At 43.1% G+C, this 17,177-nt stretch carries 13 protein-coding genes; all 13 read left to right on the forward strand.

Going from position 1 to position 17,177, the window contains the following annotated elements; all coding sequences use genetic code 11:
* Positions 1-59 precede the first annotated feature (59 nt).
* The 13 genes from ACED29_RS11600 to ACED29_RS11660 all read left to right on the forward strand — a co-directional run bounded on the left by ACED29_RS11600 (position 60) and on the right by ACED29_RS11660 (position 17,138).
* Positions 60-2,420: a TonB-dependent receptor gene (locus tag ACED29_RS11600; protein ID WP_371697745.1), complete on the forward strand. Its 2,361-nt coding sequence runs from the start codon at positions 60-62 to the stop codon at positions 2,418-2,420.
* A gap of 11 nt (positions 2,421-2,431) precedes the next feature.
* A complete protein-coding gene (locus ACED29_RS11605) occupies positions 2,432-4,585 on the forward strand; it encodes an FAD-dependent oxidoreductase (RefSeq protein WP_371697726.1) in 2,154 nt (717 codons plus the stop codon).
* Between the two features lie 145 nt (positions 4,586-4,730).
* Positions 4,731-5,654, forward strand: a complete 924-nt coding sequence (locus ACED29_RS11610) for a DUF547 domain-containing protein (protein WP_371697727.1) — start codon at positions 4,731-4,733, stop codon at positions 5,652-5,654.
* 4 nt (positions 5,655-5,658) lie between these two features.
* Positions 5,659-6,933, forward strand: coding sequence for an ABC transporter substrate-binding protein (locus tag ACED29_RS11615; RefSeq protein WP_371697746.1), 1,275 nt, complete (start codon positions 5,659-5,661; stop codon positions 6,931-6,933).
* On the forward strand, positions 6,930-8,654 hold the full coding sequence (locus tag ACED29_RS11620; RefSeq protein WP_371697728.1) for an ABC transporter permease: 1,725 nt from the start codon (positions 6,930-6,932) through the stop codon (positions 8,652-8,654). The genes ACED29_RS11615 and ACED29_RS11620 overlap by 4 nt, the downstream gene beginning before the upstream one ends.
* Before the next feature lie 2 nt (positions 8,655-8,656).
* Positions 8,657-9,325: an ATP-binding cassette domain-containing protein gene (locus ACED29_RS11625; RefSeq protein ID WP_259395670.1), complete on the forward strand. Its 669-nt coding sequence runs from the start codon at positions 8,657-8,659 to the stop codon at positions 9,323-9,325.
* 127 nt (positions 9,326-9,452) lie between these two features.
* Positions 9,453-10,118, forward strand: a complete 666-nt coding sequence (locus ACED29_RS11630) for a CDP-alcohol phosphatidyltransferase family protein (protein WP_182698316.1) — start codon at positions 9,453-9,455, stop codon at positions 10,116-10,118.
* Positions 10,115-10,930: a sterol desaturase family protein gene (locus ACED29_RS11635; protein WP_371697729.1), complete on the forward strand. Its 816-nt coding sequence runs from the start codon at positions 10,115-10,117 to the stop codon at positions 10,928-10,930. Before ACED29_RS11630 ends, ACED29_RS11635 begins: the two co-directional genes overlap by 4 nt.
* A gap of 423 nt (positions 10,931-11,353) precedes the next feature.
* Positions 11,354-13,618 (forward strand): putative bifunctional diguanylate cyclase/phosphodiesterase, encoded by a 2,265-nt coding sequence (locus ACED29_RS11640; RefSeq protein ID WP_371697730.1) that lies wholly within the window; start codon positions 11,354-11,356, stop codon positions 13,616-13,618.
* Positions 13,619-14,135: 517 nt separating this feature from the next.
* Positions 14,136-14,828, forward strand: coding sequence for a 5'-methylthioadenosine/adenosylhomocysteine nucleosidase (locus ACED29_RS11645; RefSeq protein WP_124017078.1), 693 nt, complete (start codon positions 14,136-14,138; stop codon positions 14,826-14,828).
* Positions 14,829-14,917: 89 nt separating this feature from the next.
* On the forward strand, positions 14,918-15,925 hold the full coding sequence (locus tag ACED29_RS11650) for a cobalamin biosynthesis protein (protein WP_371697731.1): 1,008 nt from the start codon (positions 14,918-14,920) through the stop codon (positions 15,923-15,925).
* 200 nt (positions 15,926-16,125) lie between these two features.
* The gene (locus ACED29_RS11655) at positions 16,126-16,515 is read left to right on the forward strand and encodes a DUF2721 domain-containing protein (RefSeq protein WP_124017076.1); all 390 of its coding nucleotides are present in this window, start codon (positions 16,126-16,128) and stop codon (positions 16,513-16,515) included.
* Complete coding sequence (locus ACED29_RS11660; protein ID WP_124017075.1) at positions 16,512-17,138, forward strand: trimeric intracellular cation channel family protein; 627 nt, start codon at positions 16,512-16,514, stop codon at positions 17,136-17,138. The genes ACED29_RS11655 and ACED29_RS11660 overlap by 4 nt, the downstream gene beginning before the upstream one ends.
* Positions 17,139-17,177: the final 39 nt, after the last annotated feature.

Genomic DNA, 17,177 nt, shown 5'->3' on the forward strand with positions numbered 1-17,177 from the left:
GAAACAAAAAAGTTAATTAGAAGGTCTCTTTAACCATGTTCATCACAGCAGAAAATATTATGCCTACTCATCGCCATCAAAATCGTTCACTTATCGGGCTAGCGGTTAGCCTAGCCTTGTATTCATCTTTGACAACTGCAGCTGAAGACACTTCCACTATCGAAGTGATTCAAGTATCAGGTAAAGCGATTAACGATAAAGGCATGTCACCTAAAAACACTAAGATCAACGGCCCCTTTGGGGATGGCATAGCATTAAAAGATATCGCCCGCTCGGTCACGCCTATCACCAGTGAAATGATTGAACAGCTTAATATCACTGATTTATCAGACATTCAAAAAGTCAGCCCTAACAGTTATTCAGCCAGCGGCTTCGGTGCATCGAGTTTGCCAACCATTCGCGGTCAATTAGGTGAACTGTACCAAGATGGTGTTCGTCGCCAGGCCGGTAATAACGGCTTTGGGATTCCCATGTCATTTAATGCAGTAGAGCAAATTGATGTAGTCAAAGGTGCACCACCAGTGCTACTCGGTACCAGTCAACGTAACGGTGGTTTTGTTAATTTACATTCGAAAACTGCGCCAACTGACAGTAAATTTGGCAAGATCACGGCATCGGGCGGCAGTTGGGACCATTATCGCGCTCAATTAGATGTCGCCACAGACCTAGTCGCCAACCAAAGTGGCATACGTTTAAGCGCTGAACACATAGATAACGGCAGCTATTACGATTACTCAGGCTTTAAAAGTGACAGTATTTTTGTGGCATTTCGATTACTGCCCGACGATGTCAGTACTTGGGATATTAACGTCGAATACTATGATGTTGAATTTACCGACAACGCGGGGATTAATCGCCCTACTCAAGCATTAATCGACAACGGTTTATATATTACTGGTCAAGGTGTTCAACCTAATGGCAGTACTATTGCTGGAGCCAATGCCATCGTATCGCCAACCGGCTTAGTTGAGATAGATCGCAGCCAAGTATTAACCGATCCCGATAACACTAACGACGCACAAACCTTTTTGCTGCACAGCACATATGTGCGCCAACTTAGTGATAATGCAACCCTTAAAAACATCACTTATTATCAGCATTTAGAACGTGAAGAAATCGCTCAAAACAGTTTTGTTGAAATCATTGATGGTGCAGACACAGCCCAAAACCGCCTTGAATTAGCATATCAATGGAATGACAGCCAAAGTACCATTGCCGCGGTGGATCTTCGCTACAGCAAAGTGTTAGGTTACAGCCAATTTACCACCGAAGCTGACTTACCTATCGACTTGACGGGTCCAATTGAAAACCGCCGTATTCCACTGACTGCTGAGCAGCAAGCAAGGCTAGTTGAGCTACGCCCAGGTGTGTTTGTGTCACCCGGAGCCCAATACGATACCAACGGCGATGGCAGTAGCGACTTTTCATTGTCTGACACCACAGACTCCAGCAGTTGGCAAACCGGCTTGGCGATCCAACACAACAGTCAATGGACCGATAAGTTTTCGACCAGCATAGGTTATCGAGCTGATTTTTATGATGTCCAGGCACGCGATCCTATTGCGCCACAAGGTCAAACTGCGGCCAGCGATTCTATTCATGAAATGCTAGAGTCTGGACAAATTAGTCTCAGCTATAAACTCACCGATGCTATCACCACCTATGCCAGCGCTAGTTATAATGAATCAACCTCAAACAGTATGGGCGGTGGCAATACCTTAGGTGCAAACAACCAAATTAGTCGTCAAAACTTTGCCACTGAAAATACCCTTAATGAAGTCGGTATAAAATACTCACCAACAGACAGCGCTTGGTATGTCGATGCCGCTGTGTTTGATCAAAAACGCAGCCTGCGTAATCGAGATGGCAGCAATACCGGCATTCGCACCAAGGGATTTGAGGCACAAGCCTTTTTTGATGCCGATCCATATTGGTTTAGCGCAGGTTACAGCTATTTAGACGCTCGCTATGATGACTCAGCAAGTAGCCAAGACACAGTGCAAGTGGCCGACAGCTTTGACAACTCGCGCCCGGATATCATCCAAGGCACTGGAATTGGAGCGCCAAACTTTGCCTCATTTGCACCATCAAATCGTCGAGTTCAAGGTTTGCCTGAGCAGACATTGACAATTAATGGTGGTATTGCCATTACAGAAAAATGGCAAGCAGGTTTCTCCGGTCTATATACCAAGAGTTACCCATTAGATTTTTTAGCGACTGTGTACATCCGCGATCAATACACGCTTAATATCAACACTCGCTATGACTTTACACCGCAAACAAGCTTAAGGCTGGACGTGAATAATGTGACCAATCAAAACAACTGGCGCCCTGTATTTGAAGGCGGTTATTTTGGCTCAACCTTGGTTTTCCCTGAGCTACCTGTTAACGCCACGCTTACCTTGCAACATTCATTTTAAGGCGACTGTTTATGATTAAAAAAATTATCCTATTACTCATTGCTACATTATTAGTAGTACTGTTTTTCTACTTCGACTTGCATCATTTACTGACCTTAGAAGGCTTAAAAGCCTCGATGAATGATTTCCACCAATGGCGCGAGCAATCGCCATTATTAGTTATTGGCGGATTCTTTATACTGTATGTAACTGTGACAGCATTGTCTCTTCCCGGCGCAGCCATTCTCACCATTGCCTCTGGAGCACTATTTGGTATTGTTGAAGGGTTGATTATTGCTTCGTTTGCTTCAAGTATTGGCGCATTATTGGCCTTTTTAGTCTCACGCTACTTATTGCGCGACTCAATCAAAAAGCGCTTCCCTGAACGTTTAGCGGCGATTGATAAAGGCATTGAAACAGAGGGGGGCTTTTATTTATTCACCTTACGCTTAGTGCCCATATTCCCATTTTTCATGATTAATTTATTGATGGGCGTCACTTCATTTAAATCGTGGACCTTTTACTGGGTAAGCCAGATTGGTATGTTTTTGGGCACCTTTGTATACGTTAATGCCGGTACTCAGCTGGCGCAAATTGACAGCTTAACGAACATTTTATCGTTTAATCTGATTATATCATTTGCACTATTAGGCTTATTCCCTCTTATTGCTAAAGCGATAGTCAATACCATTAAAAAACGCCGCGTATACAGTCAATGGACTAAACCCGCTAAGTTTGATCGCAACTTAATTGTAATTGGTGCAGGTGCCGGAGGCCTAGTTACTAGCTATATTGCTGCCGCAGTAAAAGCCAAAGTAACCTTAATTGAAGCCGGAGAAATGGGCGGCGACTGCTTAAACTATGGCTGTGTGCCCAGTAAAGCGATTATTAAAAGCGCTAAAATTGCTCAGCAAATAAGAAACGCCCATCATTACGGCCTAGAAGACACGACACCTGAGTTTTCTTTTAAAAAAGTCATGGCGAGAGTGCATCAAGTGGTGGCCGATATTGCTCCCCACGACAGCATTGAGCGTTACACCAATTTAGGTGTCGACGTCGTCAAAGGCTACGGAAAATTAGTCGACCCATGGACTGTAGAAATTAGCCACCCAGACGGTAACACTAGCCGCTTAACCGCGCGCAGTATTGTCATCGCAACAGGTGCTAGCCCGTTTGTGCCACCGTTACCAGGCATAGAAGAAGTCGGCTATGTCACCAGTGATACCTTGTGGGATGAATTTGCCAAACTCGACACTGCGCCGCAAAAATTGGTGGTATTAGGTGGCGGCCCAATTGGTTCTGAACTAGCACAAAGCTTTGCCCGCTTAGGATCGCAAGTCACTCAAGTTGAAATGGCTGAACGCATCATGATCAAAGAAGATCGTGAAGTGTCAGAGTTTGCCACCCAGGCCTTACAAAAAAGTGGCGTGAATATTTTAACCTCTCATCAAGCACTGCGCTGTGAACTACGCGATGGTAAAAAGTACCTTATCGTTGGGCATCAACAGCAAGAATTAGCGTTAGAGTACGACCAGCTATTATGTGCCGTCGGTCGCAGTGCCCGCTTAAGCGGTTACGGTTTGGAAGAGCTAGGCATTGAGACAAAGCGCACTATCGTCACCAATGAATACTTAGAAACCTTATACCCAAATATCTATGCGGCAGGCGATATTGTTGGCCCGTATCAATTTACTCACGTGGCAGCGCATCAAGGCTGGTATGCGGCAGTCAATGGACTGTTTGGTCATTTGAAAAAATTCAAAGTCGATTATCGCGTGATCCCATGGACCACCTTTATCGATCCAGAAGTGGCTCGAGTGGGTATAAATGAATACGAAGCCCAGCAGCAAGGCATTGATTACGAAGTAACTCGCTTTGATTTTGCTGAACTTGATCGTGCCATTACCGACAGTGCCACCCAAGGGTTTATTAAAGTGATTACCCCTAAAGGTAAAGATAAAATCTTAGGCGTGACCGTGGTATCAGAACACGCTGGCGATTTAATTGCAGAATTTGTGTTGGCAATGAAACACGGCTTGGGACTGAATAAGATTTTAGGCACAATTCACAGCTACCCAACATGGGCCGAAGGCAACAAGTACGCCGCTGGTGAATGGAAGCGTAACCATGCTCCAGCAACTGTGCTGCGCTGGTTAGAAAAATACCACACTTGGCGTCGTGGCTAACCCTACTGAGTGATCACTTGGGTTTATGAAAATGGGCCTTAGGTTATAGGCCTTAACTAATCGTTCTGATGATGATTCTTAGAACATAACTCTCGATAATGGCTGTTATAAAGTGACTCTATATAACAAAAATAGGTCTCAGATAATGAAAAGATTAACGCGATATGCTCAATCGTTTATGCTGACTGTCGGTTTATTGCTGAGTTTGCTTGCTAGTCATGCGGCTATTGCGGCAGTGGATCAGTCTGACGTTATTTCTGCTATAAAGAGTCCGGCTATTAGTCAGGCGAACAACAACCAAGCTACTGATAACAATACACTAGATAACCAGATCATGGCGCTACACGATAACTGGAATACATTACTCAGCCGTCATGTTAAGCCGATAAACCAAGGTCACAGTAGCGCGATAGACTACGCCGCCATGCAGCAAGACCGAGCGATATTGACCCTGTATCTCAAACAACTCGGTCAAATTACTCAAACTCAATTTGATGCTTGGGATAAGCCGGCACAACTGGCGATGCTCATCAATGCTTACAACGCCTGGACAGTTGAACTAATCTTAACCAAGTACCCTGATATCGACTCAATCAAAGACTTAGGTGGATTTTTCAGCTCACCATGGGACAAGAGTTTTATCCCATTACTGGGTAAAACCCGCAGTCTCGATGATATTGAGCATAAACTGATCCGCGGCAGCGATCGTTACAATGATCCTAGAATTCATTTTGCGGTAAATTGTGCCAGCATTGGTTGCCCTGCACTACGCGAAGAAGCTTACACTGGCGCTAAACTCGACATGCAACTCGATGCACAAACCCAACGTTTCCTTGCCGATAGCAGCCGCAACTACGCCAAAGGCGACACAGTCTATTTGTCTGCAATTTTTAAATGGTATGGCGACGATTTTACCAAAGGCTTTAATGGAGCTGATTCTGTTGATGCATTTTTATTACTCTATCCTAGTGGGCTAAAACTCAGTCCGGCACTTCAAACCGCGGCAGAAAAACAGCAATTGAATATCGATTTTTTAAATTATGACTGGTCATTAAATGCGGTTCGCTAAGTGGATGTTATTCAGCAAAACACCTAAACCTATAGTGCATATCATTGCCACAACGGCGTTAATTATCAGTGTATGCGCCTGTCTTTGGACTGGTGAAGCTGATGCCAAAACCACTGGTTCAGCAACATGGTCAGATATTGAAGCTCGTGGAATAAACCAAGACGTATACTTTCATGCTTGGGGCGGCGATCCACAAATCAATCGTTATATTCAGTGGGTTGCCAAGCAAGTTAAGCAGCAGTATCAGATCAATTTACACCATGTAAAACTCACCGACACCAGCGAAGCGGTCAGTCGAGTATTAGCAGAAAAGTCAGCAGGTAATAACACTCAAGGCCAAGTCGATTTAGTGTGGATTAACGGTGAAAACTTTGCCGCCATGGCCAAGCATCAACTCCTTGCGCCAAACTGGGTCGCACAATTACCCAACTTTAGCTTAACTGACCCAGACAACAACCCAGCAATGACTCGCGACTTTGGCGTACCAACACAAGGCATGGAAGCGCCATGGGGTAAAGCTGCGCTGACTTTTTATTACGACAGCCTAGCGACACAATCACCACCGCAAACCTTGCAACAATTAAGCGAATGGGTCAAACAACATCCAGGCAGGTTCACCTACCCTAAGCCACCAGACTTTTTGGCCACCAGCTTTTTAAAGTATGCCCTGATTGTACTGAATAACGCTCAACCTGAGGCAATCAAAAATCGACTTTATCAACCTGCCACGGCACAAAGCCAAGCTCTGTTATTGCCGGTCTTGTGGCAATATTTAGATGAGTTACACCCGTATTTATGGCGCAAAGGCCGCCACTTTATGTCCAGCGGCATGGAATTACGTCGTTTAATCGGCGATGGCGAACTTGCCCTAGCATTTACTTTTTCTGCCGCCGAAATTCCGGCGGCAGTGGCGCGTTTTGAATTACCCGACAGTAGCCGCAGCTATCGTATGCTAGATGGCAGCTTGAGTAATATCCACTTTATCGCCATTCCCTATAATGCTGCTCACGCTAATAGCGCTAAACTGCTCGTCAATTTTTTACTTAGCCCACGAGCACAAGCAAAAAAACAACAACCCAGTGTATGGGGCGACATCAGCGTGTTGGCAACATCTAAGCTGACTGCCGAGCAACAAGCCTGGTTTAATCCATCAGCTCAGTCACATCCCAGTGCAACTATCGCTAACCAAGCAATCAGCCCAGCGTTAAGCGAGCCAGATCCAAGCTGGAGTAAAGTGATTGCAAAGCTATGGTTACAACGCTATGGAGTGATGCAATGAGCACAATAGCCAGGTTGTTTAATCCTATTGTACGCATCAGTCCATACATCATGATGGCATTGTTAGTTATTCCGGTAATGGGTGGCTTAATTGGCGTAATGTTGCCTGCATTTGGTTGGATCCCAGCATTAGATCAAACCTCATTGAGCTTGAATGGTTTTAGCCAATTATGGCAAACACCGGGTATTGGTCACATGGCGTTATTGAGCATCGGCACCAGCTTTATCAGCACCTTATTAGCCTTTTTAATCACGATACTTATCCTAGCAAGTTACTTTACCAGTCCTTGGCTGGGTTATATTCAACGGCTTTTAGGGCCAATCCTTGTTATCCCTCATGCCGCGGCGGCCATTGCTATTGGATTTCTTATCACCCCGTCGGGCATGATATCGCGCCTAGTCTCACCTTGGTTAAGTGGTTGGAATGCGCCACCCGATTGGTTATACCCACACGATGCGATGGGGCTGAGTATTATTCTTGGCCTAACATTAAAAGAGCTGCCTTTTTTATTGCTGATGGCGCTGGGCGTGTTAGCGCAACCCGATCTTGGGCAAACATTGCGGGCACAACATAAAGTGGCATTGAGCTTAGGTTATTGCCCAATAACCGCATTTTTTAAAGTGGTGTTGCCAAGCCTCTATCCTCACTTACGCTTACCTATATTGGCAGTAATGGCCTACGCCAGTGCTAGCGTCGAAATCCCCTTAATTTTAGGCCCTAACAACCCATCGACATTGGCTGTAGCGATTATGCAGTGGTTTCATGATGTGGATTTAAGCCTACGGATTAAAGCATCAGCAGGGGCAATATTACAAATTCAACTCACCTTATTCGTATTAGCCTGCTGGTGGCTCCTAGAAGGCTTAGTGTGTCAATTCGCTAACTCGATGTTAACCAATGGCCAGCGCGATTACGGCGGCGCCATCATCCAAAAGATAACCCATGTGATCACCGCCTTAATGATGGCCATCATAGGTTTGGCATTAGTGGGAATGCTACTATGGTCTTTTGCTGGTTTCTGGCATTTCCCTGATGCCTTGCCGCAACAAGTTGTCATGCTACATTGGCAAACAGCATTACAACAAATGCACACGCCGCTTATCGACACGGTACTGATTGCCCTTTGCGCCACTGCCCTAGCCATAAGCTTAACCTTACTCACCTTAGAAGCGGAGCAGCACAGCGGAAAATCGCTATCGCTACTGGGGAGTGTATTAATTTATCTGCCTTTGCTTATTCCAAGCATCGCGTTTTTATTTGGTCTGGTGTGGTTACTTGAGCAAGTCAACAGCCAACATACCTTTATCAATGTGGTACTGGCCCATTTGTTGTTTGTATTACCTTATGTGTTTTTATCACTGGCTAGCAGCTATCGACGTTTAGACCCACGCTTTAGTATTGTTGCCGCCAGTCTTGGTGCGACCAAAGCGAAAATCTTTTTTAGGATTAAACTGCCCATGTTAATTGGGCCAATATTCATTGCTTGCGCGCTTGGTTTAGCCATTAGCTTTAGTCAATACTTACCCACTTTGCTTACTGGTGGCGGGCGAATTAACACCATTACCACTGAAGCAGTTGCACTCGCCAATGGTGGAAGCCGCAGGATCAGTGCCGTATATGCGTTAATGCAAATGATCCTCCCCGCTTTAGGTTTTTTATTAGCTTGGTTATTGCCAAAAATGATTACCAAAATGTTAAGCAAGCGCCACCAACAAGGATAATAATGCAAACATTCGCCAGTACAGCCAAAAGCTCAAGTACAACTACAGCATCAGTTCTCACCATTGATGGGCTGATCTTGCGTCGTCAGCAACAAGGCTTATTATCATTAAGTGCAACCATTCGTGGCGGTGAAATACTGACGATTATGGGACCATCTGGTAGCGGAAAATCGACGTTATTAAACTGGTTAACTGGCATGTTACCAGCGGGTTTTAGTGCTGAAGGACAATTGCATTTAAACGGCCAAAATATCACTACGACAGCCAGTCATTTACGCCATATTGGTTTGCTCTATCAAGACCCGTTATTGTTTCCGCATTTATCTGTGGCAGGAAACATCGGCTTTGCCATGCCGCCGAGCCCTAAAGCACAACGACAAACCGCAATTAGTGAGGCATTAACCCAAGTCGGTCTGGGCGGATTAGAGCAGCGTAATCCACAAAGTTTATCTGGCGGCCAGCAAGCTAGAGTAGCATTGCTGCGGGTATTGCTTAGCCAACCTAAAGCCATTTTATTAGACGAACCCTTTAGTAAGCTCGACAGTCAATTACGCCAAGAAATCAGGCAACTCGTTTTTGATCAAATACGCCAGCACCAGCTACCCGCGATTATGGTGACTCACGATCAAAATGATGCCGACGCAGCCCAAGGCGAAGTCATTTCACTTTGAGAAATGATACTGTAATCAGCAGTACTGATATGGGTAGAACAGTTATAGATATAGATAAGCCGTGACGTAACAAAATCGCGACGTTAAAGAATTGAACGATAATCAATAGATTAATTGGAATGACATCATGCTAGATAGATTTATCACCCCAGTAATAAAGCCACTGTTAGCGCCTGCGGTGCTGTTACTCGATAAAAAAAATGTCCACCCTGATCAGCTCACCTTAGTGGGTTTCGGTTTAGGCATGTTGGCTGTTCCCTTGTTGGCATTACAATTTTGGTACGGCGCCTTGTTTTTTATCGCACTTAATCGAATTATCGATGGCCTTGATGGCGCGCTTGCTCGCCACCAAAAACACAGCAGTGCCGCGGGTGGTTATTTGGATATTTGCCTCGATTTTATATTTTATGCCGCCATTCCGCTAGGGTTCGCCTTGGCCAACCCTAATGAAAACGCCTTAGCCGCAGCTGTGTTGTTAAGCGTATTCATCGGCACAGGCTCAAGCTTTTTAGCCTTTGCTATACCGGCTGAAAAGCTGAATTTGCCTCGACCACAATTTGCCAATAAGAGCTTTTATTTTTTAAGTGGCTTAACCGAAGGCACCGAAACCATCGCCTTCTTTGTGGCATTTTGTTTATGGCCGACTTATTTTCCACAACTTGCCTATAGTTTTGCCTTTTTAGGGGCCATTACCATTTTTACGCGCATTCATGGCGGCTACTACACACTTAAAAATCAGCTTGTCAAAGGAGCAAAGACCAAGAAATCAGCCGTTAAGGAGCCAACAACATGATAGATGAGATGGTAGCGATACGCTTAGGTGTGTTTTTAACGATTCTGGCATTGATGATGAGTCTAGAATGCCTATTCCCCGCAAGGAAACTAACCAAAACACCACAAACAGCCTCTATAGTCACTCGTTGGTTTGGCAATTTTGGCTTATTAATAATTGCTTCTGTGGTAGCAAGATTACTATTACCACTGGGTTTAGCTGGGTTTGCCTTGTACACAACACAACAACAATGGGGCATATTGCACTGGGTTAATCTGCCCCATTGGGTCAATATTATAAGCAGTCTGTTGTTACTGGACATGCTTATTTACTGGCAACATAGGCTATTTCATCGCATACCGTTATTGTGGCGTTTACATAAAGTGCACCACGCGGATCGCCATGTCGACAGCAGTACGGCTTTGCGCTTTCACCCCTTAGAAATCATCGCCAGTCTTGGGATTAAAGCGCTAGCGATTATCATATTAGGTATACCTGCTGAGGCGGTGATACTGTTTGAGATCTTGCTTAATGGATTTGCCATTTTTAACCACGCTAACATTCGCTTACCTAAAAAAATCGAACATATTGCCCGATATGTGGTGGTAACCCAAATACTGCACCGCATACATCACAGCCAAGTGATGGCCGAAAGTAACACTAACTTTGGTTTTAGTATTGTGTGGTGGGATCGGTTATTTGGTAGTTATTCTGCTAAGGCCAGTAAAGCAGACGAGGATATCGACATAGGATTAATCGAATACCCAAACGCGAAACAAAATGCATGGTTAACAGGCTTGTTATGGATGCCGTTTACCCAGAAAAAGAAGTGATGCGTAAAACTAAAGCGAGAACATTCGCATAACTAGCGCCATTAAATAACTGCTCCTATCCTTTAGGCTAAATACACATCTAGGTCGCAACATATGGCTATTTAATTGACACAATGTTGCAGCCCCTTGCAAACGAAAGATTGCTGCTAAATATGGGTAATAACGGTTATACCGCACCGACTCAGCATCAATACTATAAATCTTCACTGTCATTTTATTGTTCATACAGGTAGACCTTCGAGCAAAAATATTCTGCGCATTAAATCGATGAACAATTTTTAACCACAAAACTGTCCCCTCAAAGAAATAGCATTACATATAATAGATATTTACATTTTACTGTCACGAATAATCATACAGTCCATTGATTTATAAAAGTAAATGCTATTTAATTAATTTCTGGCAATCAAAATATGTGTTTTCATGAATTTCATTAACCAATTTTTCCTGCTAAACGATGATAAAAACGCACATGAATCGATACCCAACTGGCGAATAAGTGCACTACGAATAATCCTCTCTTCGGGAATGTTGCTGTGCTTAGCTATTGCGTTTGACACATTCAATTCTGCCTTACAATTAAATTACTTATGGATAATCGCGCTTACTATTGGTTTCACTTCGGTGTTATTTTTATTGTTACTGGCCAGTAAGCGATTCTATCATTTATGTGCTCATATCCTCCTCGCTGCATTGGTATTGGCGAGTTTAGCAATCAACTTGTCGCTTCCAGACTTAGGACTAGCCAAAATAGGTAGTATGCTGATGTTTGTATGCCCTTCTATTGCGCTAATGTTGTTAGGGCACCGAGTAGCAATCTGTTTCGCCTTATTAAATATCGTGCCATTTTATATGATATTGCATGATATCGACCTGTCTCAATACACCGACATAGATAAGCAACTCCCTGATGCGAGTTGGTATATTACTGGAGTGGTTTTTCTATTTTTTAATATCTGCGTGCCTTTAGCTGTTGCAAGAACCATTGTCGCGGCTAAACGTCTCAATAAAGCAACGCTAAGCTCAAACGCTTATTTGAAAAGCAAAAATGAGCTATACCGCACTTTTTTTGCAGAATCGACTATCCCCAAAATTATTGTCGATGATCTGGGAAAGATTACTGATGCGAACCAACAAGCGATTGATTTACTAAAATTACCTAAACCATTAAAAAGCGAAACGTTATTGCTTTCATCTGTCATGCCAAACATCAAAACCTGTAACGCAGGCAAACAAGAGCAAATATTGCACTTCAACAATACCTATCAGCGTGTTGTCCATCAGCAACTGACCGATGCTAATTTTTGTGTTTATGAATTTCATGATTGCAGTGCAGAACAGAGCATTAAAGGTAATTTGGCCGCCATGGAACAAGAGAACAGACGTCTACGTTATCGCGATACACAAACACAGTTACCGAATCGAGATTGGTTTGAACTGCAATGTGACCGCCTAATTGCAAAATATCGAAAAGGCTTTTATGTGGTTGTGGCTCAAAGTGCCAATAACGACTATTTAAATATAAAATTTGGTAACCATAATTCTCAAGCCATTACTAAAACAGCCTTTAAACGCCTGCGTAACAATATTGAAGGACCTTTATTATGTGCTCATATTGGACCTGGGAAAATTGCCTTTATTCTTGGTAGCCTTAACGAAACCGATCTGTATAGCGCCTTACCTAAAATCAAACATACTTTAGATGAAGATTACAACTTACTAGGAATTAAGTCTTCGCAATCATTTCTATTTGGTATTGCCCATTGCCCTGAACACGGGGATGCAAGCTGTAAAGTTGTCGCTCATGCTATCGAGGCGCTTAAATTAGCCAATACCAACGATGTATTTAGCTTATATGACCAAACCAATTCACAAAGCTTTTTAGAGAAATATGAAATATCGATGTTGCTCGATGAAGCACTACAGCAAGGTGAGCTAACCGTTTATTATCAACCTAAAGTAACGGCATCAGGACAATGTATCGGCCTTGAAGCGTTGGCTCGATGGCACAGTCCCATTTTAGGTACAGTATCACCAGCGGTATTTATCCCTATCGCAGAAGAATACCGAATGATCAGCCGTTTAACGGATTTGGTGATACAAAAAGTCTGCTCGCAAATCAATCAATGGACTCAACAAGGGCTTAACTGTGTACCTGTGGCGATTAATATCTCACTAATTGATTTCACTCAAACCGACTTTATGTCCAAGTTAGTTAAGTATTTAGCTGACTTTACTGTCAGCCCAAAACAAATAGAACTCGAGTTAACCGAAACCTCACTAGAAGCGAATCAAGCCCACTCGTTAATGTTAATGAAAACTCTACAAGCGTGGGGTTTCACCATTTCGGTAGATGATTTTGGCGTCGGTTATTCTAATATTACTCGTTTGGCTGACTACCCAATTAATAAACTCAAATTAGATCGTTCATTAATCAGCCAAGTTACCTCTTCAGCTCGTCAACAAAGCTTGGTAAAAGCGATCCATAATATGTGTGAAGAACTCGATATCAAGTGTGTGTCTGAAGGTGTAGAAACTGCGGAACAGGTAAGCATTATGGCGGATATGGGCTGCAAAGAATTTCAAGGGTTTTATTTTTCAAAACCCATGACGCCTGAACAATTTTTTGCCCATGTCAGTAAGAAAGGACTGAAGTTTGAGCATCAGGACAGTTTAATAAAAGCGTAAACATTTATACCAATCTATAAAGGAGGTTTGGTGTGAGTCGCTTGTTGCTCGAAACTAGATTCCAGTCAACATAACAGCATGGGATAACGTGTCTTGCTGGGTTTAGCATTAACGCTCGAAGCTGAGAATCCAAGTAACGCTTTAATCTTTTCAATCTTATCTGCTGGGATTTTTTACTGGCATTAAAGGCTTTAACGCCTTGGCGCGGTTTGCATAGTAAGTCATATCGTGTTGCAGGATTTTGCCTCTAAATAATAGCTATGACGCTTTAATCGGCAATCCTAAGACAGGCTGTGTTAAATTGTCGTTATTGTGGCGTAATTAATTAGGTGTAAAAAAGCTGTTACCTCCAATAACCATGAATTAAATCACTCATAATAAAATAGTTTTAACTCGAGGCCCTGGTGCAAATAACCAACCCATTGATCAATAAAATCACTGTCAGCTTACACACATTTATCGTGCTCGTGATATATTAGCAGCCATTCAAATTTGCTTATTCAGTTAAGGTTCACTCATGAAAATCGGTATTATTGGCGCAATGGAGCCAGAAGTTGTTCATTTAATTCAAGCCATCATTGAGCCTGTGCATAGCACTATTGCCGGAATCGAATTTATTAGCGGTAGCATTGCGGGCAAAGATGTCGTCGTCACTCGCTCGGGGATCGGTAAAGTGGCAGCCAGTATCGCGACCACATTATTAATCGAAAAATTTGCCGTAACCCATGTGATTAACACAGGATCTGCAGGCGGTTTTGTGGATTCTCTCGCTATCGGCGATATTGTGATTTCATCAGAAGTACGTCACCACGACGTAGATGTCACTGCATTTGGTTACGAAATTGGCCAAATGGCCCAGCAACCAGCAGCATTTATGCCTGATATCAACCTAGTGAATGCGGCCAAACAAGCTGTAGCATCATTAGGTGAAGTAAACGCAATAGAAGGATTAATTTGTACTGGCGACAGCTTTATTTGCGACCCGGTACGGACAAAAGTGATGCGTGAAAACTTTCCGACTATGGCAGCCTGTGAAATGGAAGGGGCAGCTATAGCCCAAGTTTGTCACCAGTTTACAGTACCTTTTGTGGTTATCCGCTCTCTATCAGATAATGCCAACAATGACTCACCGGTTGATTTTGACTCTTATATTATTAAAGCAGGCCTGCATTCTGCCATGATGGTGATCGCACTGTTACAACAGCTATAAACCTTCTAGAATCAGTACAGAGACAATGACCTCATGGTCTCTGTACTGAGCAACCTTAAGGTTAACAACAGCCTAACTATTGAGTGTCTATGGTCAATCAATTATTTAATCCTCAATTACTTAGCCAAGATGGCGGGTTACTGCAAAGCTGTTGTATTTTATTTTGTGCCTTAATTTTGGCTCGATTTGCGCCCATTCCTAGAGATCTACAGCCATTATTATGGTTCAACCGCTTAGCCACCTTGATAGCCATCAAAGTAAATCATCCAGAGCGAGCGGTGAGCCAGCAACTTATTGCAGGGATTTTAGCGACACTCATTTTAATTGTGCCTAGCGGGATTATCGTGAGCTTTTTACTCAGCCTTGCTGCTTATCCTTGGTTTTTTGAACTGATCATCTTGTATTTCTGTTTATGTGATTCCGCTTTTAAGCCTGTGGCACAAAAAGTGGTTGATGCCATAAAAACCGGCAATAAACAACAGGCCAAACAACTTCTGGCTCCTTGGGTGAGACAAAATACCCAAGCCTTATCAGAGGTGGGGTTAAGTAAAACAACCATAGAGAAACTGTTTACTACTCCCATTTACGGCACCTTATCAACCATACTATTTTTCAGCATAGGCGGCGCTACGATGACCTTAGTGGTGCGTATGTTAAGACAACTACAACATTGCTGGCCGCCTTATCATCCACATTTTTATATTTTTTCAAGTTTTGTCGGTCAGTTAAATAGAGTCATATTTTTCATCCCGACGTTACTTTGGCACTGCTCAATCGCCATTCAATTTGGCCAATTGGGTATCAAGTCTATTTTTTCACCACCAATATCGACAACAGTGAATAAAGATCAGCTCAATAACCATTACACGAGTTACGCATTAGCGGCTAAATTATTAAAAATAGAATTAGGCGGGCCACAGCAATTTATTGAAAATGGCAACACCATTCGGGTAGATTTACCCAAAGTAAAATCAGGGCCCTTGCCGGATCATCGCCACATTAGCCAAGCCATAACTGTCACGCACACAGCCAATCTTTTTTGGATCAGCCTAACCTTGCTACTACCGCTTATTTGGACCGGATTAAGATTTATTTAAACCATATAAATCTTGTTTTAAACAGGCTATCATTTAGCGATTATGGACTCGTGTGCGTTTGATGTAGGCCTGTTACAACCTGATGTCACCACTCGTTGTTAACATAGGTCAATTATGCCGACAAATGGCTTATATCTTTGTAACATAAATCCTCTATAACTAATTATTAGCTGCATGAAAACCAGTTTAGGAATGCCATTTTGTTCAACCATTTACATGTATCATTAACCACACCAGCATTGCTGTTTCCGGCTATTTCATTGTTATTGCTGGCCTACACCAATCGATTTTTTTCATTAGCGGCATTGATCCGTCAACTCAGTAACGATAAAAAACCGGTACAAGGCGATCAAATTAAAAATTTACGCCAGCGAATTATTATTATTCGCAAAATGCAAGAAGCTGGTGTCAGCAGTTTTGCCTTGTGTGTGTTATGTATGATTTTGATTTACGTTGGCTTTAATCAAGTGGGCTCATTGGTGTTTGGATTGAGTTTACTGCTGTTATTGTATTCGTTGATTTTATCGGTAATAGAAATCCGTATTTCAGTAGATGCCCTCACAATTCATCTCAAAGAGCTAAGTAAATGAGTCAATGGATCTACTTTTTTGATTTATGCGGTACCGCTGTATTTGCCCTTTCGGGAGCGTTAGCTGCTGGTAAGCACCGCATGGATCCTTTTGGTGTTATTGTATTAGCGTCTGTTACAGCTATTGGCGGCGGCAGTATTCGTGATGCCTTAATCGGCGCGACACCGGTATTTTGGATCCGCGATCCAAATTATATTATTGTCATTCTTGCGACCGTAGTGGCGTGCTTAGTGTTGGTGCGTAAACCCCATAAATTACCTGCACGCACATTGCCCATAGCCGATGCATTAGGTTTGGCATTATTTACCGTTATTGGCGCAGAAAAGGCCTTACTAATGGGATTGTCTGGTATGGTCGCGGTCGTCATGGGCTTAATCACCGGCGTCGGCGGCGGGATTATTCGTGATTTATTATGTCGACAAATTCCAATGGTGCTGCGAACAGAAGTTTACGCAACCGCTTCTATCGTTGGAGGCATCTGTTATACCTTAAGTATATTTGTCGGCATGGATAGCATGACATCATTACTGATCGCTATGTTCAGTACGCTAATCATCCGTCTGAGTGCTATTCGCTGGCACTTATCTTTACCGGCTTTTGATTTGAAAACTAAGAGAATTTAATGTGCGAATAATCTTCATATTATACTGTTTGCTATTGAG

The sequence above is a fragment of the Shewanella sp. 5S214 genome, from assembly GCF_041439795.1.
GTDB classification, from domain to species: Bacteria; Pseudomonadota; Gammaproteobacteria; order Enterobacterales; family Shewanellaceae; genus Shewanella; species Shewanella vesiculosa.

Excerpts from the sequence above, each read along its gene's own strand:
- ACED29_RS11650 (WP_371697731.1), top strand. The coding sequence starts at position 14,918 with ATGGTCAATCAATTATTTAATCCTCAATTACTTAGCCAAGATGGCGGG.
- ACED29_RS11635 (WP_371697729.1), top strand. The coding sequence starts at position 10,115 with ATGATAGATGAGATGGTAGCGATACGCTTAGGTGTGTTTTTAACGATT.
- ACED29_RS11600 (WP_371697745.1), top strand. The coding sequence starts at position 60 with ATGCCTACTCATCGCCATCAAAATCGTTCACTTATCGGGCTAGCGGTT.
- ACED29_RS11630 (WP_182698316.1), top strand. The coding sequence starts at position 9,453 with ATGCTAGATAGATTTATCACCCCAGTAATAAAGCCACTGTTAGCGCCT.
- ACED29_RS11625 (WP_259395670.1), top strand. The coding sequence starts at position 8,657 with ATGCAAACATTCGCCAGTACAGCCAAAAGCTCAAGTACAACTACAGCA.
- ACED29_RS11605 (WP_371697726.1), top strand. The coding sequence starts at position 2,432 with ATGATTAAAAAAATTATCCTATTACTCATTGCTACATTATTAGTAGTA.
- ACED29_RS11610 (WP_371697727.1), top strand. The coding sequence starts at position 4,731 with ATGAAAAGATTAACGCGATATGCTCAATCGTTTATGCTGACTGTCGGT.
- ACED29_RS11645 (WP_124017078.1), top strand. The coding sequence starts at position 14,136 with ATGAAAATCGGTATTATTGGCGCAATGGAGCCAGAAGTTGTTCATTTA.
- ACED29_RS11620 (WP_371697728.1), top strand. The coding sequence starts at position 6,930 with ATGAGCACAATAGCCAGGTTGTTTAATCCTATTGTACGCATCAGTCCA.
- ACED29_RS11640 (WP_371697730.1), top strand. The coding sequence starts at position 11,354 with ATGAATTTCATTAACCAATTTTTCCTGCTAAACGATGATAAAAACGCA.
- ACED29_RS11615 (WP_371697746.1), top strand. The coding sequence starts at position 5,659 with ATGTTATTCAGCAAAACACCTAAACCTATAGTGCATATCATTGCCACA.
- ACED29_RS11660 (WP_124017075.1), top strand. The coding sequence starts at position 16,512 with ATGAGTCAATGGATCTACTTTTTTGATTTATGCGGTACCGCTGTATTT.